We start from the raw sequence: 21,887 nt of genomic DNA, 5'->3' as shown, positions 1-21,887 counted from the left end.
CATGTTTTTGCCCTTGAATCGGCTCCGACCAGGAAACATGCAACAGGTCCGCGCACCACCCGGAAATCGATCCCGATTTCCCCATCGGCGGCTGTCGTTCGGTCCGCGCAGGCACGTGTTTACCCGCTTAACGTGCCACAGCAAACGGCCGCAGAAAAGAGCCGCCGGGACCGCGAAAGGATCAATTTTTGCAACCTATCACAACAGTCGGCTAACGCCGTGCAAAACGGACGCGATTGCCGCAGCCCGAGCTGCTGCTTGAAGGAAGCGATTGAAGGCAGCCTGCGGAGTGCCCAATCTCGATCGTTATAATGCTACCCATCACGGTGATTACGCCATATGGATAGCAACGGCGGCCCTCGACGGTCGAACGCTTCAGCGGTCAAGTGCACAGAGAACCGCCGCGCCGCCGAAAATGCATGAGTCCAGCCTATCTTGCGCGTGCTACTTCCGCTGCGCAGGTCTGGCAGAGCGGTGCGTGCGGCACCGCGTGCAGTCGTTCCGGCGAAATCTGTTCGCCGCAGCGCACACAGGTGCCGAAGGTTCCGGACTCAATTCGGTCCAGGGCAGCGTCGATGGCGCGGATTTCACCCTGGCCCGCGAGGCCGAGGCCCTCCAATACTTCGTCGCCTTCTCGTTCGGTGACACGATCGGGCACGTCGGCATTCATCGGTTGATCGAGGTCCTCCTCGATCTTCACCAGCCGACCATAAAGTTCGCGTTTGCGGCGGAGAAGCTGTTCGCGAAAGTCTTCAAGCGCGTACTTATCCATTGCAGGGCTCCTTGGTCGCGGCGTGGTTCGACAACGCCGCCTTCTTGTTCATTTTTAGCGGTCGACGAGAACCGCGCATGGGCAATGGCTAACGACACGGCTGGCGGTCGAGCCGATAAAGTAGTCAATCAAACCCGGCCGGTGCGAAGCAATAATCACGAGGTCCGCGTTCTCTTCCTTCGCAAGAGCGTTGATCGTGCCGGCGGCTCCGCCGGTGCGGATTTCGATGCGACCCTTGATCCCGTGCTTGGCCTTCAATGCTTCCAACGTCTTGACTGCATGCCTGCGCGATTCCTCGATCATCTCGAGCGGAAAATCGACGATCATATATCCTTGTGCATAGGCATTCAGGTCCTCTACGACGTTGAGCAGGACGATTTCCCCCTCGTCGTCGATCAGCTTCTCTGCGATGCCGAGGACGGATTCGCCGTGCTCCAGCTGATCCATGGCGATCGGAACGATGATTTTCTTGTACATGCTGCACTCCTTCTCTTGCGTTCCCCGGTCGCCGTGCGGCGAGGCCAGCCCCTACAGCGCCGCGTCTCATTAGACGCGCAAAGATCGCCGTAGCACCTTGAATAGCTGCATGTTTTCGTCCTTGAACCGATCGAGGAACACGCAGCAAGCACGGATCGAGGGTAAAACCGGTCTTCACTTCCCCCGTCCCGCGCCAACATGAAATTGCGCGGAGGCGATGTTCCAGCATTGATTGAAATCAAATCGGCCGCCACCGTCGTATTAGCATCACTGAAAGATCAGGTAGCGCGGTGGTCATGGCTGTCAACGCTCATCGAACACAACATCAAGTAATATAATAGCTTTCCTGAACGCGGTCACGAGCCCATATTAAGACAAGTTTCAAGAAACTGCGATCGGCGGTCAACGGGGCGCCGGACCGGCCTGAAAGGCTATTGCAATGCAAGATTCAACCCTTTCGCGCTCGACACAGGGCATGCCCGCGGACCATGCCGTCGCGATGCCGGCCTATGTCGACCAGTCCCATCTCGTCGTTCAGGATCTGCCGATGGTATCCGCCTGGTACCAGAGGATCATGGGCCTGACGCCGATCGAAACCGGCGCCAAGGGCGAGACGCTTGGCGTCGCCGGCCGGCCTCTGCTGACGCTGACGACCGAAAGCGACGCGGCAAGGGCACCGCGCAATGCGCCGGGCCTGTTTCACACGGCTTTTCTCGTTCCCGATCGGCGCGAACTCGGCCACTGGCTTGCCCATGCGGCGCGCAACAACATCCGCCTTCAGGGCGCATCCGACCACCTGGTCAGTGAGGCGATCTATCTCGCCGACCCGGAAGGCAACGGCATCGAGATCTATCGTGACCGCTCCCGCAGCGAATGGAACTACCAGCCGGACGGCATGGTAGCGATGAGCACGCTACCGCTCGACCTGCAGGCCCTCTACGACGAAGCGCCGAAAGGTGATTGGAACAGTCTCGCGGAAGGCACGACGATCGGCCATATCCATCTGCAGGTTTCCGACATCCCCCAGGCGGACGCATTTTTTCGCGACGTGCTCGGACTGGACCTGATGGCGCGCTATCCGGGTGCGAGCTTCTTTGCTTCGGGCAAGTATCATCATCACGTGGCGGCCAACATCTGGAATTCTCGGGGCGCTCCCAAACGCCAGCACAACATGACAGGCCTGGCGGATTATACGATCCGCTTCAGCGATGCCGCGAAGCTCGCAACGGCGCTAACCAAGCTGGACGAGCTGGAAATGGCGGTAACGAGGCAAGGCGACGTCCACAGCCTCGTCGATCCGTGGGGCATCGGCCTCAAACTCTCCACCTGACAAGCAGTCGCCGAGCCCTGCAGCGGTCGCGCCAGCGTGCCGTCCCGGCGGCGAACCGGCGCGTTCGAGCAGGAAAGTTCTCCTATTTGGCAACATTCCGCCTTCTATTTGGTTTCCGTAATAAACCTGATCTCAGGGAACGGAGGCGAGAATGCCGGGGAAAATTCTGGTTCTTGGCGCCACCGGCACCGTTGGCAGCAAAGTGATACGGACGCTTGTCGCCAGGGGCGAGCCCACCAAGGCTGCATGCCGCAAATCAATTTCGATACCGGGTGTCGACGCAGTTGCTTTCGACTATCTCGATGCTTCGACCTATGGCTGCGCGCTCAAGGGGGTCGATCGCATCTTCGTCATCACGCCGACCGGGTGTCTCGACCCCGTCAGGCTGCTGACGCCAATCATCCAGGCGGCGGCCGCGCGCGGTATCAAGATCGTGCTGATGACCATGCTCGGCGTCGACACCGGCGGCAGCAATTCCTACCGGACGGTGGAGCTGTTCCTCGAAGAGACCTGCGCGCCATTCGTCATCATCCGGCCCAACTGGTTCGCCGACAACTTCCACAGCTACTGGCTCGACGGCATCCGCCGCGGCGTGATTGCGGTGCCGGCGGCAGACGGGAAGACGAGTTTCATCGACACGCGCGACATCGCCGAGAGCATTGCATGCACGCTCACGAGCGATGCGTTCAACGGACAGGCCTTCGATCTCACCGGTCCCGAGGCCTTGAGCTATGCCGAAGCGGCGGCGATACTTTCTCGCGCCATCGGCAGGACCATCGCGTACACGCCTGTCGATGACGCGATCTTCATCGGCCTGCTAACCGAAGCAGGTATTTCCGCGACCTACGCCCATCTCCTTGCCGAACTATTCCGGCCGGTGCGCGAGGGGCGTATGGCCGCGCTCAGCAATGGCGTCGAGACCCTGACCGGCAAGGCGCCGCGTTCGCTCGAGACTTATGCGAAGGACAATATCGCAGCGCTGACGGGGTGAACTCCGCAAGGCACAGCACCATCTCGTCAGCTCGCATCCGGCCACCGCGACAGAAGCATTGATTGAACGAACGGGCTCCGGTCTTTCCGCTTGATCGGTGCGATGGCGCTCTCTATCTCATGATCTCCCACCGAACAGATCGGAGACACGCCTTGTCCGCTTTCAACAATCTGCCCGCCGCCCCCGTCGCTCCGAAGAAACCGGTTACCGATACGCGTCACGGCATTACCCGGACCGATGACTATGCCTGGCTCCGCGCGGACAATTGGCAGGCCATGTTCAGGGACCCCTCGATCCTCGATCCGGAGATCCGCAAGCATCTCGAGGCGGAAAACGCCTACATGAGCGCCGCCATGGCGGACACCAAGGAATTGCAGAAAACCCTGTTTGCCGAGATGCGCGGCCGCATCAAGGAGGACGATTCTTCCGTTCCGATGAAGGACGGCGCTTTCGCTTACGGCACCTTTTACGTGACCGGCGGCGAACAGCCGCGTTATTTCCGCATTCCGCGCGACGGCAACACTAAGGACGAGACGATCCGCCACGTGCTGCTCGACGGCGACAGGGAAGCCGAAGGCAAGGCCTATTTCCGCCTCGCCGGCATCGACCATTCAAGCGACCATTCCCGCGGCGTCTGGGGCTATGACGACAAGGGGTCGGAATATTTCACGCTGAAAGTGCGCGATCTTTCGACCGGCGAGGATTTGCCCGATCTGATCGAGAATACGGGCGGCGGCGGTGCATGGGCACCGGACGGCAAGAGCTTCTTCTACACCGTTCTTGACGAGAACCATCGGCCGTCGAAGATCTTTCACCACGTCATCGGCACACCACAGAAGGACGACCGGCTCGTCTACGAGGAAAAAGACCCCGGCTTCTTCATGTCGGTCGGCGGGTCGCTGCTCGACGACTTCATCTACATCGATATCCATGACCACGAGACCAGCGAGTACCGGCTGCTCACGACCAAGGACCTGACGGCAGAGCCGCAGCTCGTGGCGGAGCGCGTAACCGGTCTCGAATACTCGATGACGGAAGGCGGTGATGTTTTCTACATCCTCACCAACGCCGACGGCGCCAAGGATTTCAAGATCATGGAAGCGCCTGTGGAGGCGCCGCAGAAGGAAAACTGGCGCGAGGTCGTCCCGCACCGGCCGGGCACGCTGATCCTCAATCACATGGTCTATGCCCGCCATCTGGTCTGGCTGCAGCGTCGCGAGGGGCTGCCGGAAATCGTCATCCGCGACCGCAAGACCGGCGAAGAGCACGCGATCGCCTTTGCAGAGGAAGCCTACTCGTTGGGACTCTCGGGCGCTGCCGAATACGACACCGACGTCATCCGCTTTTCCTACTCGTCGATGACGACACCGTCGCAGCTCTTCGACTACGACATGGCAACGCGTCGACGCACGCTCTTGAAGACCCAGGAAGTGCCCTCCGGCCACAATCCGGACGATTACGTCACCCGTCGCGTCTTCGCGCCGTCATGGGATGGTGTCGACGTCCCGATCACACTGCTCTATCGCAAGGATACGCCGCTCGACGGTTCCGCCCCTTGCCTGCTCTATGGTTACGGCGCCTACGGCATCACCATTCCGGCGGGCTTCAACACCAACTGCCTCTCGCTCGTCGACCGCGGCTTCGTCTACGCCATCGCGCATATCCGCGGCGGCAAGGACAAGGGCTTCCAATGGTACGAAGACGGCAAGATGGCGAAGAAGACCAATACCTTCAAAGACTTCATCGCTGCCGCTGACTATTTGAATCAGGAGAAGTTCACGTCCTATGCGAACATCATCGCCGAGGGCGGCTCAGCCGGCGGCATGCTGATGGGGGCGGTCGCCAATATGGCACCGGAGAAGTTCAAGGGCTTCATTGCCGCCGTTCCCTTCGTCGACGTCCTGAACACGATGCTCGACGACACGCTGCCTCTGACCCCGCCCGAATGGCCGGAATGGGGCAATCCGATCGAGAGCGCCGAATTCTACAATATCATTGCTGGTTACTCCCCCTACGACAACGTGGATGCGAAATCCTATCCGGCGATCCTGGCGCTCGGGGGCCTGACCGATCCTCGCGTGACCTATTGGGAGCCGGCAAAGTGGGTGGCGAAGCTCCGGGAAAAGACCACCGGCACCGCGCCGATCCTGATGAAGACCAATATGGATGCCGGCCACGCCGGCGCCTCCGGGCGTTTCCAGCGGCTGGAGGAAATCGCCTTCGAATACGCCTTCGCCATCAAGGTCGCGGGAAAGATGTAACGGGCTGGAGGAAGCGAATGCCGGTCTATGTCGCACTGCTGCGGGCGATCAATGTCGGAGGGACCGGCACGCTTCCGATGGCGGAGCTGAAGGCTATTTGCGAGAGCCTCGGCTTCACCGACGTGAAGACTTATATCCAGAGCGGCAATGTGCTCTTTCGTTCCGACCTTTCCGAAGCCAAGGTACAGAAAGGGCTCGAAGATGCTTTGGCGGAACGGATGGCCAAGGCGCCCGGCGTCATCTTGCGCAGCCGCGGCGAACTCCACAAGATCGTCGACGAGGCGCCGTTCGCGGACGCCAAGCCGAATTTTCTGCTGGTGACCTTCCTGCCTGAGCCGCCGCCGGCCGATGCGCTTGACAAGCTCGTCGCGCCGGACGGCGAAGAGGTGCAGATCAGCGGCAGGGAGATCTATATCCATTTTCCCAACGGCTCGGGAAAGTCAAAGCTCAAATTGCCCGCCCTCAAACCGGGTACGGCCCGCAATCTCAATACCGTGCGGAAACTCGCCGAACTTGCAGCCGAGCTCGAAGATAGTCGGGCCTGAACGCCATCAAGCCTGCGCGATTGGCTGGAACAGCAGCCGCACGAAGGTGCGGAAGACCAGGTCGGGCAGGCTCTTCGGCTCCTTCAACGCCTTTGAAAGCACGATGCCGCCTTCGAGCACGGTCGAGACCATGTCGGCCAATTGGTCGGCTTCGAGCGCTTCGCGCGGGCGGTAGTGGCGCATGATGTCCCGGAACATGCCGCCGAAGCGCCGGCGCCACATCAGTGCCGCCTGCCGGTTGATCTCCTGGATCTCGCGGTCAAAGGCGCGCTCCTGCGTGCACATGGTCGCGACAAGACAACCGGGATGGCCGTTCGGCAGGTCCGAGAGCAATTCAGACAGCAGCTTCAGGCCGAGCAAAAAGGCTTGCAGTGGATCATCCGAGAGTTCGTGTGCCCGGCTGAAGATCTCGTCGTAGATCCGTTCGTCGTTCTCGATGTAGCGTTCCAGGAGGGCCTTGGCGAGTTCGTTCTTGTCGCGGAAATGATAGAAGAAACCGCTCTTGGTGATGCCGGCTTCGGCAATCAGTTCATCGATCGAAGTGGCCCCGAAACCTTTCGCCAGCACCGCGGCTTCGGCGATATCGAGGATCCTCGTTCGCGTTTCCTCACCCTTCCGCATTATCCGCTCCTGTACCGCCGGTACGGTTTTCGACTCTGAAAACGCCCATCACGTCCTCCGCCGCAACGGAAACAACACGGCAAGTGTTTGTTTTCACATCGATATCAGGATATTCCGCAAGTAGTATACCGCAACTCCTCTAGTTTAGCAGATGATAAAACGGCAGAAATTCATCCGATCCCCGACGCGGGACACCTCGCGGAAAACCGGGTGGAAAAGGGTGGAGCAACACATGGCCAAGTACAGATACGCCTTGCCGCTGCTAAACGGAGGAACATTCCTTAGTGATGGCGGCATGGAGACGACGCTGATTTTTCACGACGGCGTCGAGCTTCCGCATTTCGCTTCCTTCGTGCTGTTGTCGTCGGCCGAAGGCCGCCGGAAGCTTGTGCAGTACTACACGCACTATCTCGACGTCGCCCGGCGTCACGATACCGGCTTCGTCCTCGACACTGCCACCTGGCGAGCCAATGCCGATTGGGGCGAGAAACTCGGCTACGACGCGGACGCATTGGCGGCGGCCAACCGCGACGCTGTCGATCTGCTGACCGGGCTCCGGGCCGAATACGAGCGGCCGCAAGCACCCATCGTCCTCAATGGCGCGATCGGCCCGCGCGGCGACGGTTACAAAGCCGGCAGGATGAGTGCTGACGAGGCTGAGGAATACCATGCGGCGCAGATTGCCACCTTCGCCGCAAGCGAAGCCGATATGGTATCAGGTGTTACCTTGAACAATGTCGACGAGGGTATCGGCATTGCTCGCGCGGCCAGAACGCATGGCATGCCCTGCGCGATCTCCTTCACGGTCGAGACCGATGGCAGGCTGGTGACCGGCCGTTCGCTACAGGATGCAATCGAGAGCGTGGATGCGGCAACCGATGGCTATCCGCACTACTACATGATCAACTGCGCCCATCCGAGCCATTTCGATGGCGCGCTCGAGCAGGGCCAATCCTGGGTCAAGCGTATCGGCGGCATTCGCGCCAATGCTTCGATGATGAGCCATGCCGAACTCGACGAGAGCGAGACGCTCGATGCGGGCGATCCGGCAGATCTCGCCCGGCGCTATCGGACGCTGACGGGCCGCATGCCGCATCTACGTGTGCTCGGCGGCTGCTGCGGCACCGACCACCGCCACATCGCCGCGATATGCGAAGTGTGCCTTCCTCGCGCAGCGCTCAGCGCCTGACGAAGACAACCGTCGTTCCTGCCCTCCGGCGGTACCTACCGGAGGGCAGGTGGATAAAGTCTCGGCCTCGCGGAACTATCGGCGCTCGTGTAGACTTGTCCCGATAGCAGTGACCCGTCGGCACTGCCCGGCGCGCGCAACGGGACAGAGAATGATGAACTACGTGCCCCCGCAACCGGCCTCCGAGACGGCCCCCTTCCCCTTCGACAACAGCTATGCGCGGTTGCCGGCGAACTTCTACGCCCGTGTCGAGCCGACGCCGGTTGCGGAGCCGTGGCTGATCAAGTTCAACCGAAAGCTCGCCGAAGAACTTGGCCTCGAGGCGGAAGCGCTCGAACGCGACGGCGCGGCGATCTTTTCGGGCAACAAGATCCCCCCGGGCGCGGAGCCGCTTGCCATGGCCTATGCCGGACACCAGTTCGGCACATTCGTCCCGCAACTCGGCGACGGTCGCGCCATCCTGCTTGGCGAAGTGATCGACCGCAGTGGAAAGCGACGCGACATCCAACTTAAGGGATCGGGGCAGACGCCCTATTCCCGCCGCGGCGACGGGCGGGCGGCACTCGGTCCGGTGCTGCGGGAATATATCATCAGCGAGGCGATGCACGCGCTCGGCATACCGACGACCCGCGCGCTCGCCGCCACCGTCACCGGCCAGCCGGTTTATCGCGAGCAAATTCTCCCCGGTGCTGTCTTCACCCGCGTCGCCGCCAGCCATATCCGTGTGGGGACGTTTCAATTCTTCGCCGCCCGCGGCGACATGGAATCGGTCAAAACGTTGGCCAACTACGTGATCGAACGCCATTATCCCGAGTTGAAGGACAGCGAAAAACCCCATTTCTCACTGTTCAAGGCAGTCGCCGCGCGCCAGGCGGAATTGATTGCGCGCTGGCTCCACGTCGGCTTCATCCACGGCGTGATGAACACCGACAACATGACGGTGTCCGGCGAGACGATCGATTTCGGCCCTTGCGCCTTCATGGATGCCTATGACCCGAAGAAGGTGTTCAGCTCGATCGACCAGTTTGGCCGCTATGCCTATGCCAACCAGCCGGCCATCGGCCAGTGGAACCTCGCGCGGCTCGCCGAAACGCTGGTGCCGTTGTTCGATCCGGTCGCCGACACGGCCGTCAATCTCGCCAACGATGCGCTTACCGAATACGGCTCGATCTTCCAGAAACATTGGCTCGACGGTATGCGACGCAAGATCGGACTCGCGACCGAAGAGGATGGCGATCTCGATCTGATCCAATCGCTCCTCACACTTATGCATGAGGGCAATGCCGATTTTACGCTTGTCTTCCGACGCCTCGCGGCATCCGCCGAAGATAACGGCGCCGATCCGGCACTCGTCGAACTTTTTGAGAAGCCGGGTACAGTTTCGTCCTGGCTTGGCGACTGGCGCGAGCGCCTGACCCGCGAAACACTCGACACCAGTGCGCGCGCCGCTGCGATGCGCACCGCAAACCCGGCTTTCATTCCTCGCAATCACCGCGTGGAACAGGCGATCGACACGGCCACACGGGATGCAGATTTCTCGCTGTTCGAAGCACTGCTCGATGTCACGTCCAGACCCTATGAGGACCGACCCGAGCACGAAGCCTACGCCGCACCGCCGCAGGCTGGCGAGGAAGTGCTGCAGACCTTCTGCGGTACCTAAGCGGTAGCCCCCGACCGGTCATAAACATTCGCGACTCGTTGCGACCTCCGTATTCTTGCAACTCCGCGGAGTGGGGCCATTGAAAGGCACGCTCCATGCGTTAGCTCCACAGGTGGAGTCGTCCGATGGCGGTTGACTGCGATCAAGACGACCCGCCATCGGGCTGCTCGGGTCCGCCCGCAAGATCTTTAATTCGGGGATTTGAACACATGCTCATCGTACTGACGGCCATTCTCTTCGCCCTGATCGGTCTTGCGATCGGTGCCGGAGGAATCAGGCTGCTGATGCTGGGTGGCAGCCCCTACTACCTCCTTGCGGGCCTGGGTTTCCTGCTGACCGCGTTTTTGCTTTTCCGCCGGCAGGCCGCCGCTCTCTGGGTCTATGCGCTCGTCGTCGTGGGTTCTCTCGCCTGGGCCGTCTGGGAGGTCGGCTTCGACTGGTGGCAACTCGGTCCTCGCGGCGGCATCATCATCCTGCTCGGTCTCTGGTTGCTTACTCCCTGGATCCGACGCCCCCTCGGCTTCGTCAGTCCCTCCGGCGCGCACTACAGCGCGACTGCATGGCCGCTCGCCGTCGCCAGCCTTGTTTCCATCGGCGTCGCCATATTTGCGATGACGCAGGATCCGCACGATATCCGCGGCGAGTTGCCGAGCGACGCGGTCGCGGCAAACGCCAACCTCGGCGGAGATGTGCCTCCGGGCGAGTGGCACCAGTACGGCCGCACGCCCTTTGGCCAGCGATACTCGCCGCTCGACCAGATCAATGCGGAAAATGTCGCCAACCTCAGGGTCGCATGGCAATACCAGACGGGCGACGTGAAGCGACCGGATGACGTCGGCGAGACCACCTATCAGGTCACGCCGCTCAAGGTGAAGGACACGCTTTACCTCTGCACGCCGCACAACTGGGCGATCGCGCTCGACGCGGCGACCGGAGAGGAAAAGTGGAAATACGATTCCAACTCCGGCATGAACCCCGACCGCCAGCACCAGACCTGCCGCGGCGTCACCTATTGGGCCGATCCGGCGGCCGCTCCCGGCAGCCCCTGCGCCGAGCGCGTCTACCTGCCGACCTCCGATGCGCGCCTGATTGCGCTCGACGCCGCAAACGGCGAGGTCTGCACCAGCTTTGCCGACAATGGCGTCCTGCATCTGGAACAGGGAATGCGGTACAATCCGGCCGGCTATTACTACTCGACGTCGCCGCCGGTCGCGGTCGCCGGCAAGATCATCGTCGGCGGTGCCGTCAACGACAATTACTCGACGCAGGAGCAATCCGGCGTCATCCGCGCCTTCGACATCAACAGCGGCGCGCTGCTGTGGAACTGGGACAGCGGCAACCCCGACCAGACGGCGCCCCTGCCAGCCGGTCAGTTCTACACGACGAACTCCCCGAACAGTTGGTCTGTTTCGTCCGTCGACGAAGGTCTTGGCCTGATCTATGTGCCGCTTGGCAACCAGGTGCCGGACCAGCTCGGCATGGGCCGAAGCGAGCATGTCGAGAAATATTCCTCCTCGATCGTCGCCCTTGATATCAACACCGGTGCGATGCGCTGGGTACGCCAGACGGTCCACCATGACCTGTGGGACATGGACGTGCCCGCGCAACCGTCGCTCATCGACATCACCAAGGACGATGGCACGGTCGTGCCGGCGCTCGTCGGGCCGACCAAGCAGGGCGACCTCTATGTGCTCGACCGGCGAAGCGGCGAGCCGATCATTCCGGTCGAGGAAGTGGCCGCACCCGGCGGCGCAATTCCGGAGGACTTCACCGCTCCAACGCAGCCGGTATCCGGCCTCACCTTCATGCCCGCTCCGCTCGAAGAGCACGACATGTGGGGCATCACCATGTTCGACCAGCTCGCCTGCCGCATCGCCTTCCGGTCGCTGAAATACGAGGGCCGGTATACGCCGCCTTCGCTCGAGGGGACGCTGGTCTACCCCGGCAATTTCGGCACCTTCAACTGGGGGTCGGTCGCAGTCGACCCGGAGCGGCAGGTGCTGTTCGGCATGCCGACCTATCTCGCCTTCACGTCCCGGCTCGTGCCGCGCGACCAGATCCCGCCGAAGCAGGAGGGCGAAACGGGCAGCGAACAGGGCTTGAACCGCAATGAAGGTGCGCCCTATGGGGTCTACATGGGCCCGTTCCTCGGTCCGCTGCAGATCCCGTGCCAGGCTCCTCCATGGGGCTATGTCGCGGGCGCCGATCTCAGAACCGGCAAGATCGCCTACAAGAACAAGAACGGCACCGTCTATGACATGACGCCGCTACCGATCCCCTTCAAGCTAGGTGTGCCGGGCATCGGCGGACCGATCATCACCAAGGGCGGCGTCGCCTTCCTGGGTGCTGCGGTCGACAACTATCTGAGGGCATACGACGTCACCACAGGAAGCCAGCTCTGGGAGGCACGGCTGCCGGCAGGCGGGCAGTCGACGCCAATGACCTACACCGTCGGCGACAAACAATACGTGCTGATGGTCGCAGGCGGCCACGGCTCGGTCGGCACCAAACCGGGCGACTACGTCATTGCCTATACCCTGCCCTGACCTCGCCGGGTGGTTGCATCGAAAGGCTCGCGCAAGCCACTGTAGACAGGCTCCCCTGGAACATTAAATCCGGGAATCCCCATGAAAATCGAAGGCAGCCTTTCCAACTACTACCTTTCGCAGCGCCGCCCCGTCGCAAGCAACCTTCCCTCGCTCGAAGAAACCGGCGGTGATCAAGCGCAGCGTCGTTCGCCACCCACCATTGCACCCGCCTCGCCTTCCGCCTCGCTTTCAAGCGCACTCTGGCTATCGCTCGCCACGGACGAAACGGCCGCTTCCTCGATCACCGAGGGCAAGTCGCCGTTCGGCTCGAGCGTTGCGGACGAGTTCCTCGAATGGTCGAAAAAGTCGTTAGCCGAAAAAATCAGGGCGCAGTATCTCGAAGCACATGGGTTGACGGAGGAGAGCCTGGAAGCGATGCCGTCCGAGGAACGCGCAGCTATCGAGGAAGAAATCCGCAAGGCCGTCGCTGAAAGCCTCGGCATCGAGGAACAGGCGAGCGACACTGCATCGGACATCGCCGAAAACGCTGCCGAAGCCTGACTATCCCGGATGCCGTCGGTTATTCCAGGAAAAGTGTGCAACGGTTTTCCTGGAATTGTGTAGCTTCAAAGGGTTAGCTCAAACCATTCCTGCAACAATCTTTCCGACTTCGGCGAAGACGGGATTCAGTTCCTTCACTGGCGCCTTCGCCTCGGCAATGTAGACCGTTATCAGGATCGGCCCGCGATCCTTTGGCCAGACGACGGCGATGTCCGATGCCGCGCCGGTCGCGCTCGTCCCGGTCTTGTCGCCGATACGCCAATCCTTCGGCATGCCGGCACGAAGGCGGGCGTCACCGGTCTTGTTGGCGACCATCCAGTCGATGAACTGCATGCGGGAAGTCTCCGACAAAACCGGGCCGAGCGTCAGGCGGCCGAGGGTTTCAAGCATGGCACCCGGCGTCGTCGTGTCGCGCGGGTCTCCCGGCTTCGCCTCGTTGAGCACGGGCTCGGTACGATCAAGCCGGGTCGTCTGATCGTTGATCGATCGCAGCCAGGCCGTCAGCCCTGCCGGTCCACCGAAACTTTCGAGCAGCAGGTTGCCTGCAGCGTTGTCGCTGATCGTAATCGCCGCCTCGCAGAGCTCGGCGACCGTCATGCCATCGCCTCCCACGTGCTTCTCCGTTACCGGCGAATAGGGGACCAGTGCGTCCTTGCCGAATTTGATTCGCCGGTCGAGCTTTTCCTCCCCTCGATCCACACGGGCCAACACACAGGCCGCGGCCAACGCCTTGAAGGTCGAGCACATGGCAAAGCGCTCGCTTTCCCTGTGGCCGAAGGAGATGTTCGTTTCCGTGTCGAGCACCGCAACGCCGAGGCGGCCGCCGGTACGCTTTTCGAGTTCGCCGAGCTGCTTAGAAACATCGTCGTTCGTTCCGGCAACGGCGCGCGCCGTGCTCGCCAGAACGAGCGCCGGATAGAGCATCGCAGAGCCGACCAGCATGGTGCGGCGATTGATGAAACAGGGCACGTTCTTCCTCCGTATTGGGCGTGCGGCTTTCGCTACGCACACCTCTAAATTATTGATAGTGAATATGTAATTCCCGCCGAGCCGGCCACGACAAGCGGCCGTTGCGAAGCAAGTCGCTAAGCGGCAAATATGGCGGCCTTGTGCTCGCCCACCTGTATCGGGACCGCCTTCCCGCCGTCTGGTTGCGGGGCGTCGAAAGAAAATGCTATGGCGAAGCCGTTGAAGTTGAAGGACGAGATCCGTGCGCCTCGTTAGCGACGTTAACTGGCAAATCCGAACCGCCGCTGTACGCGCCCCGCCTCGCGGGCGCTTTCGTGCGGCTGCTTCTGCCAGACCGCGCTGAGGTGCATAAACAAGGACGTGGGCCCCCGGCGGTCGCTTCAAGGATCAAATTCATGACAATCGACAACGGATATTCTTCCGAGGCGGGTCATCTTCGTTCCGGTCCCTTCGACCTCGGCTACAAGATTGAAGGCAGCGGTCCGACGCTGCTCATCATCGGCAGCGCCGTCTATTATCCAAGGACGTTTTCACAGTCGCTTCGGCGTCACCTGCGGCTCGTCTTTGCCGACCATCGCGGTTTCGCGCCCTCTCAAGGTAACCTGTCGACGGTCGATGCCAGCTTCGAGGCCGTCATCGAGGACATCGAACGCATGAGGGAGCATCTCGGGCTTGAGCGCTTCGCTATCCTCGGCCATTCCGGGCATGGCTACATGGCGCTCGAATATGCGAAGCGTCATCCGGACCGCATCAGCCATGTTGTCATGGTCGCGACCGGTCCGAGCCATTCGCCACGGCACATGGCCGCCGCGGATCGGCTCTGGGCGGAGACGGTAGCGCCTGAACGCAAGGCCATTTTCGACCGCGAGATGGCCGTCCTCGGCGGCGACATTGCCGAAAAGCCGGACGAGCGGTTCAAATCGCTGCTGATCAGGCTTGGTGCGAAAAGCTGGTACGATGCGGCTTTCGACGCCCGACCGCTCTGGGAGGGCGTCACGGTCAACAATCTCGTTTTCGATCATCTATGGGGCGAGGTCTTCCGCGATATCGACTTAAGGCAGGGGCTCGATCGGCTGAAAATGCCGATCATGCTTGCACTCGGCCGCTTCGACTATCTCGTTGCCCCCGCGAGCACTTGGGACGAATACCGCGCGGATATCGCCGATCTAACCATCCGCCTTTTCGAAAAGAGCGGTCACACGCCGCAACTGGAGCAGAGCGCGGCTTTCGACGACGCACTTCTCGAATTTCTGGGACGCCGTTGAGAAGCAGGGAGACCTCCACTGCATGTTTCCTTAAGTCGCTGCCGATTTAAGGATAAAAACATGCAGCACTTCAAAGTGCTACAGCGTCATTTGCGCGTCTGATGATACGCGCGGCGCTGTAGGCCCCTCCCCACTCTATTGCTGGGAGAATGCCGCCGCCCTATCTAGATACTCTAGCGACTATAGATATGAGGCGACAGCATGTATTCGATCGGCGACCTCTCCCGCCGCACCGGCGTCAAAATCCCGACCATCCGCTATTACGAACAGATGGGATTGCTCGAGGCACCTGAGCGCTCGGAAGGCAACCAGCGGCGTTATGAAAAACGCGAGCTCGAACGACTGGCGTTCATCCGTCATGCGCGCGACCTGGGCCTCTCGATCGAGGCGATCCGCGATCTTTTGGCACTCAGCCAGCATCCGGAACGCCCTTGCGGCGAGGCGGACCGCATCGCCACCGAACACCTTGCCTCGGTACGCGAAAAGATCGCCAGACTGCGGAGGCTGGAAAGTGAACTGGAGCGCATCGTCGCCTGCCATGGCGACCATACGATCGGCGACTGCTACGTGATTCGGGCACTGGCCGACCATTCAATGTGCGGCACCGACCACTGAGATCAGATCCGGAGGCGCGAGAAATCCCCGTTGACAAAATCGCGGAAATGGCGAATCTACGCGCATGATCAAGAACGCACCCATTTCCCGCGTGTATTTTTGGCTGTTCCGATAGGAGCGGCCTGCTGATCATATTCAACAAGGCCGCCATCAGGCGGCTTTTGTTTTTCACGGCACCTGATGGCGGCAGAACCATAGGAGCCGAGAATGCTGCAGACCGCCGTCCCTTCCCTTCCTCCCATACCAACGACACGTCCACCGATGGTGACGATCCGTTGCGCCAAACCGCGCGATCTTCCCGAGTTGCACGAAATGATTGTCGAGCTCGCCGCGCATCACGGTGAAGCCGCGCCGATCACGCCGGAACGGCTTGAACGCGACCTCTTCGGTCGCGCCCCCTGGATCACGGCACTTGTCGCAGAAGCCGGCAACCGGTTGATTGGCTACGCCATTCTCGTTCCGACCTACCGGGCGGCCGAGGGCGTACGGGGCATGGAACTGCACCACCTCTTCGTCCGGCCCGGCCATCGTGGCACGGGCATCGGCCGCCACCTCGTTGCCAAGGCACGCGAACAGGCGCGCATGGCCGGCTGCGACTATCTTTCGGTCAGCGCGGCCACCGGCAATTTCCAGGCGCATCGCTTCTACGAATCCGAACGCTTCGTACCTCGACCTGTCACCGGCATGCGCTATATGCAGAAACTTGGCTGAACGGGAGGGCTCATGCGCCTCGCAATCGTTCTGACAGAAGGCTTTGCCGACTGGGAATGCGCGCTGCTGATGGCTACGGCGCGCACCGAGCTCGGCCTTGATGTCCTGATCGCCACGCCCGGTGGCACAGTGGTGACGTCGATGGGCGGCCTTCACATCACGCCGCACCTGCCGACGAAAACCCTGGCGCCGGCGGAGTTCGACGCTCTCGTGCTCTGTGGTGGTTCAACCTGGGAAACCGCCGCCGCCCCAAATCTCACCGCGACGATCCGCGCCTTCCATGCGGAAGACCGCGTCGTCGCGGGGATTTGCGGCGCAACGCTTGCGCTTGCCGCCAGCGGCATTCTCAACGAGGCGGGCCATACGGGCAACTCGGCGGAAAGCCTTTCGGCGGTGGCCGGCTATCACGGGCACGAGCACTATCGCGAGCAGCCGCAGGCTCTTCGAAGCGGCCGGCTGGTGACGGCTGCGGGCACTGCCCCGATCAGCTTTACGGCCGAGATTTTCCACGCCCTCGGTGTCGGCTCCGAGGCCCTTGACGAATATCTCTCCCTCTACGGCAAGGAGCACGCGGCCGTTCAAGCCGCACGATAGTGCCGTTCCAGAACCTTCAAAGCGCCGGGATGGCCTTCAGGTAGGCGGCAATAGCCTCGCGGTCGGAGGGCGAAAGCTTCGCCAGGTTCTTCTGTACATCGACCATCGAACCGCCGACCGTATCGAATTCCGGCGTGAAGCCGGTCTCCAGATAGGAGGCAATGTCGGATGCACTCCAACTGCCGATGCTCCTCGAGCCCGGCGTGATGTCGGGAATACGACCTTCCCCTTCGGGATTCGGCGCGCCGGCCAACCATCTATCCGGCTCGAACCCGCCGAGCACGTTGCGCGGCGTGTGGCACTCGCCGCAGTGGCCGGGCCCTTCGACGAGATACTGCCCGCGGGCGAGCTTCGCGTCAGCCGTATTCACCTCGGCGCGCGGTTCGTCGGTTAAGAACAGCAGCTTCCAGGCGCCGAGCGCCATGCGGATATTATAAGGGAACGGCAAGTCATGCGGCGGCGCCACGTTGCTGCTCTTCGGCAGCGTCTGCAGATATCCCCAGAGATCGTTGATATCCTTGGCGGTCATGCGCGCATAGGAGCCGTAAGGGAATGATGGGTAAAGGTGCTCGCCATTTTTTCCGACACCGCGCGTCATGGCGTTGCCGAACTCCGCAAGCGTCCAGTCACCGATGCCGGCGCTTTCATCGGGCGAAATGTTCGGAATATTGAAAGTACCGAAAGGACTTTTCAGCGCCCGACCGCCCGCAAGCACGAGCCGGGCGTCATCCTTCGCTCCCGGCGCGGCGTGGCAACTGACGCAGCCGCCGGCCCAGAAGACCTGCTCGCCATTGGCGAGATCCGGTTCGCCAAGTCCTTGCCAATGGGCTTCATTCCACGGCGCCGGTTTCGTCAGCCACCAAAAAACGCCGGCGCCGGCAAGCGCCAGCACGACCAGACCAGATAGCAGTTTCGTTGTTCGCCGGCCCATCAGGCCTCCCCGATGCTGGAAAGACAGACAGGATGCGCCAGCAGAGCCGGCGCATCGCAACCGATCAGAATGAAGGAACGGCGTCTCAGTCCTTTTTCAGCCGGTAGCTCTCATGACAGCTGGAACAGTCCTTGCCGAGGATGCCAAGGGCGGCGCCAACACCGGCCTGGTCGGAAGGAAGCTGGGCAAGCAGCGTGCTCGCGTCAGTTCCAAGCTTGGCGGCCTTGGCCTTGAAGTCATCCATGTTTTCCCAGATCTTCGGGCTGGCTTCGGTTTCCAGGCCGGTTTCCGAGCCCGCCGGGAAATGATTCGGGAAGACCTTCACCGTCTCGCTGATCGTCGTCAGCGATGCCTTTACGATTTCCGCATCGTAGGGTTTTTCACCCTTGGCAATGCCGTTCAACGCACCGGCAGCTTGCCCTACCTTCTTCATCAGTTGCTGGCGCACTGCCTGCGGCTCGTCCGCCGCAGTGACGGCAGTCACACCCAATCCCGCGAGGGCCGCAGCAAGCATAAATGCTCGTATCTTCATCATGATCTCCCGGTCATTCGAACCCGCATCTGCGGCTTCCTGTTGAGGCGCGGGCATGATGGCATTTTGGTCTTTCGACGGAAGTAACATTTTTTTGATGTTCTTGTCATTCCAGCATAATTTGGCTCCAACAACCGCATTGCCGCCGTCTGCCGCGTGCCGGAAAACAGCGTGAACATGACAGCCATGTTTTTAATACTTGGGAGCGATCTGCCGCCGGCGTCCTACCGGGCACCTGTCCAACCCTGCCATACGGTCAAGACCGCAACTATGACCAGCACGACGCCGGCAGCCCGTCCGATTGCCACTGTTGCGCCCGGACTGCCGACAAGCAGGTCACGGCCGCGCCCGGCGGCAAGGGCTAGCCCGCCATAGACGGCAAGCTGCGTAAACGCGATCATCAGCGCCATGACGGCCGCTTGCGACCAGACCGGACCGAATTGCGGCTTCAGGAACTGCGGATAGACAGCCAACATGAAAAGATAGGCCTTGGGATTCATCAGGCTTGTCAGCGCGCCCTGGCGAAAGCTCGCCCAGCGCGACAGGTGCACAGCCTTTTCGATGCCGCCGATCGTGATCGAACTGCGTAAAAGCGAGAAGCCGATCCAGGCGATGTAAAGGGCACCGGCGACAAGCAGTACGTTGAAGAGCTGCGGCACCAGATGCAGGACGACGCTGACGCCGAGCGCGGCATAGAGCGTATGCAGCACGCCGCCGGCCATGATGCCGGCCGTTGCCGACAGGCCGGACGCCCGTCCGCCGGTTAACGAATTGGCCAGGACGAAGACCATGTCCATGCCGGGCACGATGATGATGCCGAAGAGAAGGGTGAAGAAAAGCCAGAGGTTTTCCGTGTAGCTCATGTCAGTTGTCCGTGAGATTTCCATGTGACGGGTGGGCGGATTGTCGATTCTTCAATCCGTTGACACGTGTTATACCGCCCTACAACTGACAGGGAATTGTCAGGAGCCTTTGAGGCGACGGAGGTTTTTTCGTGCGCAAGGCATCGCGCCTCTTTGAAATCATCCAGATCCTGCGGCTCGCCAGGAACCCAGTAACGGCTGCGGAAATTGCCGAAGCGCTGGAGGTTACGCCACGCTCGATCTACCGCGATATCGCGGCCCTCCAGGCAATGCGGGTGCCGATCGAGGGCGAACGCGGCATCGGCTATATCTTGAGACCGGGCTTCGATCTGCCTCCTTTGATGTTCTCCATCGAAGAGACGGAGGCGATCGTGCTCGCGCTTGCGCTGCTGGCACGCACGGGCGACGAGGAACTGAAGGCGGCCGCGCGACGCGTGAACCAGAAGATCACCGGCGCCGTTCCCGAGCCGCTCCGCCGAGCATTCCAGTCTCAGGCACTGCACGCCTGGGGTAGCATAGCACCGCCACCGCCCGCGATCGATCTTGCCATGGTTCGCCGCGCGATCCGTGACGAGCAGAAGCTTGCGCTGGATTATCGCGATGAGCTCGGGCGAGCGACGGAACGCACCGTGCGCCCGCTGGCGCTGATCTATTATTCGGAGCACGCGATGATGGTCGCCTGGTGCGAACTGCGCCACGACATCCGCAACTTCCGCGCCGACCGGGTGGAGCACTGCGAACCGGTGGACGATTTCTTCCACGACGAGGGCAACCGGCTGAGGCAAATGTGGATCGCCGGTTGGAAAGTGAATGCCGTTCCGTCGCTCGAGACGGGGGATGCGTAAGAATTTGCCCCTCATCCGGCCTGCGGCCACCTTCTCCCCGCACGCGGGGCGAAGGAGACTCGCGGCGGCGTTTCGGGGCAAACTGCAGGCCTCTCAAACACGAAAAGACCCGGCGCAAGCGCCGGGCCGAACTCGCCGAAAGACGATGCCGCTTACTTCGCCGCAGCTTCGTACATTTCGAGCACGTAATCCCAGTTGATGAGATTGTCGACGAACGCCTCGAGGTACTTCGGGCGGGCGTTGCGATAATCGATGTAGTAGGAGTGCTCCCAGACATCGACGCCGAGGATCGGCGACGCGCCGTGAACGAGCGGGTTTTCGCCGTTCGGGGTCTTCGAGATTTCAAGCTTGCCGTTCTTGACCGAGAGCCATGCCCAGCCGGAGCCGAACTGGCCGGTGCCCGCAGCGATGAAATCGGCGCGGAACTTGTCGTAGCCGCCAAGGTCGGACTTGATGGCCGCGTCGAGCTTGCCCGGGAGGCTGGTGCCGCCGCCGCTCTTCTTCATCCACTTCCAGAAATGGATGTGGTTGTAGTGCTGGCCGGCATTGTTGAACAGCGGCTGATTCGTCCCATAGGACTTCTTGACGACTTCCTCGAGCGAAAGACCGGAAAGACCGGCTTCCTCGGCGAGCTTGTTGCCGTTCGTCACGTAAGCGAGGTGATGCTTGTCGTGATGATATTCGAGCGTTTCGCGCGACATATAGGGGGCGAGCGCATCGTAGTCATAGGGAAGGTTCGGCAATTCGAAAGCCATTGTGGCATCTCCTCTTGGTATGGATTTCGTCAAGGAAATCTGTGAGCGGGAACATAGGCACCGGCATAGACCGAGGCAACCGATGCGGTGCCAAAATTTCTCTGCCACACGCAAAATACTTTCGTTGCGTTTCCAGCGAACCCCTCTCCCTGGCAAATTCTCGTCAAGACCGGCACCTCGCAGCGGAACGGACTCGCCGATCATCAAGACGGTCGTGAGGCCACGCGCAGAGGCACGGTGAAACGCCGTTCGCCCTTCCCTCTCCCGTTGATCCCGGGGGGGTCGCGTCGCCGCCACCCGCGCCAGACCTCCCATACGGCTGGCATATCGACATCCCGCACGGGCGCCCTATGTCTTCGAACGTCTAACTCTTGAAGCGACGCAATTCCGGACGGAAAACCGTTACACATTTTTCCTGGAATTGCTCCATGCAGCAAGCGGAGGATCTTATGGAATTTCACCAGGGCCGGTTGCTAGACCATGTGCATCTTCGCGCAAGAGACCTCGCTGCCAGCAAACGTTTCTATCGCGCTGTTCTCGCCGCTCTCTGCCACCAGCCGACCTTCGAGACCGAGCAGGCGATTGTATTCGACGAACTCTACATCGATCAGGCCGAAAGCTATCGCAGCCATGTTCACATCGCCTTCCAGGCGGTCGACCCAGTTGCGGTTCACCGTTTCTACGAAGCCGGCCTTGCGAACGGCGGGAAAGACAATGGCGAGCCGGGCGAGCGCCCCTACCATCCCGGCTATTTCGCAGCCTTTCTCCTCGATCCCGACGGCAACAACATCGAGGCGGTCTATCATGGGCCGACGACGCGCTCGTCCGCCGATGTCGTCATCCGTCCGCTGGAGACCGACGCATGACGGCCG

22 protein-coding genes are annotated in these 21,887 nt (G+C 61.3%); 14 read left to right on the top strand and 8 right to left on the bottom strand.

Going from position 1 to position 21,887, the window contains the following annotated elements:
- Window positions 1-430: 430 nt before the first annotated feature.
- Window positions 431-772, bottom strand: coding sequence for a TraR/DksA C4-type zinc finger protein (locus tag QN224_RS04810; protein WP_269277090.1), 342 nt, complete (start codon window positions 770-772; stop codon window positions 431-433).
- A gap of 54 nt (window positions 773-826) precedes the next feature.
- Window positions 827-1,249 (bottom strand): universal stress protein, encoded by a 423-nt coding sequence (locus tag QN224_RS04805; protein WP_283975747.1) that lies wholly within the window; start codon window positions 1,247-1,249, stop codon window positions 827-829.
- A gap of 439 nt (window positions 1,250-1,688) precedes the next feature.
- On the opposite strand from QN224_RS04805, the gene QN224_RS04800 reads away from it, so the two are divergent.
- The 4 genes from QN224_RS04800 to QN224_RS04785 all read left to right on the top strand — a co-directional run bounded on the left by QN224_RS04800 (window position 1,689) and on the right by QN224_RS04785 (window position 6,376).
- Entirely contained in the window at window positions 1,689-2,579 is an 891-nt protein-coding gene (locus QN224_RS04800; RefSeq protein ID WP_283975745.1) for a VOC family protein, read from the top strand.
- 151 nt (window positions 2,580-2,730) lie between these two features.
- Entirely contained in the window at window positions 2,731-3,570 is an 840-nt protein-coding gene (locus QN224_RS04795) for an SDR family oxidoreductase (protein WP_283975744.1), read from the top strand.
- A 152-nt stretch (window positions 3,571-3,722) separates the two neighbouring features.
- Window positions 3,723-5,831, top strand: a complete 2,109-nt coding sequence (locus tag QN224_RS04790; protein ID WP_283975743.1) for a S9 family peptidase — start codon at window positions 3,723-3,725, stop codon at window positions 5,829-5,831.
- Window positions 5,832-5,848: 17 nt separating this feature from the next.
- Window positions 5,849-6,376 carry a DUF1697 domain-containing protein gene (locus QN224_RS04785; protein ID WP_283975742.1) on the top strand — a complete coding sequence of 176 codons (528 nt, stop codon included), beginning with the start codon at window positions 5,849-5,851 and terminating at the stop codon, window positions 6,374-6,376.
- Window positions 6,377-6,382: 6 nt separating this feature from the next.
- Here the strand turns inward: QN224_RS04785 and QN224_RS04780 are convergent, their stop codons facing one another.
- Window positions 6,383-6,997 carry a TetR/AcrR family transcriptional regulator gene (locus QN224_RS04780; RefSeq protein WP_283975741.1) on the bottom strand — a complete coding sequence of 205 codons (615 nt, stop codon included), beginning with the start codon at window positions 6,995-6,997 and terminating at the stop codon, window positions 6,383-6,385.
- A 232-nt stretch (window positions 6,998-7,229) separates the two neighbouring features.
- Between QN224_RS04780 and QN224_RS04775 the strand changes: the two genes are divergently transcribed.
- From QN224_RS04775 to QN224_RS04760, 4 genes are all read left to right on the top strand, one after another.
- On the top strand, window positions 7,230-8,186 hold the full coding sequence (locus QN224_RS04775) for a homocysteine S-methyltransferase family protein (RefSeq protein WP_283975740.1): 957 nt from the start codon (window positions 7,230-7,232) through the stop codon (window positions 8,184-8,186).
- Between the two features lie 154 nt (window positions 8,187-8,340).
- Window positions 8,341-9,846 carry a protein adenylyltransferase SelO family protein gene (locus QN224_RS04770; protein ID WP_283975738.1) on the top strand — a complete coding sequence of 502 codons (1,506 nt, stop codon included), beginning with the start codon at window positions 8,341-8,343 and terminating at the stop codon, window positions 9,844-9,846.
- A 209-nt stretch (window positions 9,847-10,055) separates the two neighbouring features.
- On the top strand, window positions 10,056-12,392 hold the full coding sequence (locus QN224_RS04765; RefSeq protein WP_283975737.1) for a glucose/quinate/shikimate family membrane-bound PQQ-dependent dehydrogenase: 2,337 nt from the start codon (window positions 10,056-10,058) through the stop codon (window positions 12,390-12,392).
- 81 nt (window positions 12,393-12,473) lie between these two features.
- On the top strand, window positions 12,474-12,935 hold the full coding sequence (locus QN224_RS04760) for a hypothetical protein (protein WP_283975736.1): 462 nt from the start codon (window positions 12,474-12,476) through the stop codon (window positions 12,933-12,935).
- Window positions 12,936-13,013: 78 nt separating this feature from the next.
- Here the strand turns inward: QN224_RS04760 and bla are convergent, their stop codons facing one another.
- Window positions 13,014-13,904, bottom strand: coding sequence for a class A beta-lactamase (gene bla / locus QN224_RS04755; protein WP_283975735.1), 891 nt, complete (start codon window positions 13,902-13,904; stop codon window positions 13,014-13,016).
- 395 nt (window positions 13,905-14,299) lie between these two features.
- Between bla and QN224_RS04750 the strand changes: the two genes are divergently transcribed.
- The 4 genes from QN224_RS04750 (at window position 14,300) to QN224_RS04735 (ending at window position 17,089) form a co-directional block, all read left to right on the top strand.
- Window positions 14,300-15,169, top strand: a complete 870-nt coding sequence (locus QN224_RS04750) for an alpha/beta hydrolase (RefSeq protein ID WP_283975734.1) — start codon at window positions 14,300-14,302, stop codon at window positions 15,167-15,169.
- Window positions 15,170-15,370: 201 nt separating this feature from the next.
- Window positions 15,371-15,784 carry a helix-turn-helix domain-containing protein gene (locus tag QN224_RS04745; protein WP_173510517.1) on the top strand — a complete coding sequence of 138 codons (414 nt, stop codon included), beginning with the start codon at window positions 15,371-15,373 and terminating at the stop codon, window positions 15,782-15,784.
- Between the two features lie 207 nt (window positions 15,785-15,991).
- On the top strand, window positions 15,992-16,495 hold the full coding sequence (locus QN224_RS04740; RefSeq protein WP_283975733.1) for a GNAT family N-acetyltransferase: 504 nt from the start codon (window positions 15,992-15,994) through the stop codon (window positions 16,493-16,495).
- A 12-nt stretch (window positions 16,496-16,507) separates the two neighbouring features.
- The gene (locus QN224_RS04735; RefSeq protein ID WP_283975732.1) at window positions 16,508-17,089 is read left to right on the top strand and encodes a DJ-1/PfpI family protein; all 582 of its coding nucleotides are present in this window, start codon (window positions 16,508-16,510) and stop codon (window positions 17,087-17,089) included.
- Between the two features lie 16 nt (window positions 17,090-17,105).
- Here the strand turns inward: QN224_RS04735 and QN224_RS04730 are convergent, their stop codons facing one another.
- The 3 genes from QN224_RS04730 to QN224_RS04720 all read right to left on the bottom strand — a co-directional run bounded on the left by QN224_RS04730 (window position 17,106) and on the right by QN224_RS04720 (window position 19,415).
- Window positions 17,106-18,020: a cytochrome c gene (locus QN224_RS04730; protein WP_283975731.1), complete on the bottom strand. Its 915-nt coding sequence runs from the start codon at window positions 18,018-18,020 to the stop codon at window positions 17,106-17,108.
- Between the two features lie 85 nt (window positions 18,021-18,105).
- Window positions 18,106-18,552: a cytochrome c gene (locus tag QN224_RS04725; RefSeq protein WP_283975730.1), complete on the bottom strand. Its 447-nt coding sequence runs from the start codon at window positions 18,550-18,552 to the stop codon at window positions 18,106-18,108.
- Between the two features lie 224 nt (window positions 18,553-18,776).
- Window positions 18,777-19,415: a LysE family translocator gene (locus tag QN224_RS04720; RefSeq protein WP_283975729.1), complete on the bottom strand. Its 639-nt coding sequence runs from the start codon at window positions 19,413-19,415 to the stop codon at window positions 18,777-18,779.
- Between the two features lie 131 nt (window positions 19,416-19,546).
- Here QN224_RS04720 and QN224_RS04715 point away from each other — a divergent pair, with 131 nt between their 5' ends.
- Window positions 19,547-20,260 (top strand): YafY family protein, encoded by a 714-nt coding sequence (locus tag QN224_RS04715; protein ID WP_283975728.1) that lies wholly within the window; start codon window positions 19,547-19,549, stop codon window positions 20,258-20,260.
- Window positions 20,261-20,412: 152 nt separating this feature from the next.
- Here QN224_RS04715 and QN224_RS04710 read toward each other — a convergent pair whose 3' ends face one another.
- Window positions 20,413-21,015 carry a superoxide dismutase gene (locus QN224_RS04710; protein ID WP_283975727.1) on the bottom strand — a complete coding sequence of 201 codons (603 nt, stop codon included), beginning with the start codon at window positions 21,013-21,015 and terminating at the stop codon, window positions 20,413-20,415.
- A 449-nt stretch (window positions 21,016-21,464) separates the two neighbouring features.
- Between QN224_RS04710 and QN224_RS04705 the strand changes: the two genes are divergently transcribed.
- The gene (locus QN224_RS04705; RefSeq protein ID WP_269277135.1) at window positions 21,465-21,881 is read left to right on the top strand and encodes a VOC family protein; all 417 of its coding nucleotides are present in this window, start codon (window positions 21,465-21,467) and stop codon (window positions 21,879-21,881) included.
- Window positions 21,882-21,887: the final 6 nt, after the last annotated feature.

It is taken from the genome of Sinorhizobium sp. 7-81 (genome assembly GCF_030124405.1).
Taxonomy (GTDB): Bacteria; Pseudomonadota; Alphaproteobacteria; order Rhizobiales; family Rhizobiaceae; genus Sinorhizobium; species Sinorhizobium psoraleae.
Note: the sequence above shows the minus strand (reverse complement) of the source record. Positions and strands in the feature narration are given on the sequence as shown.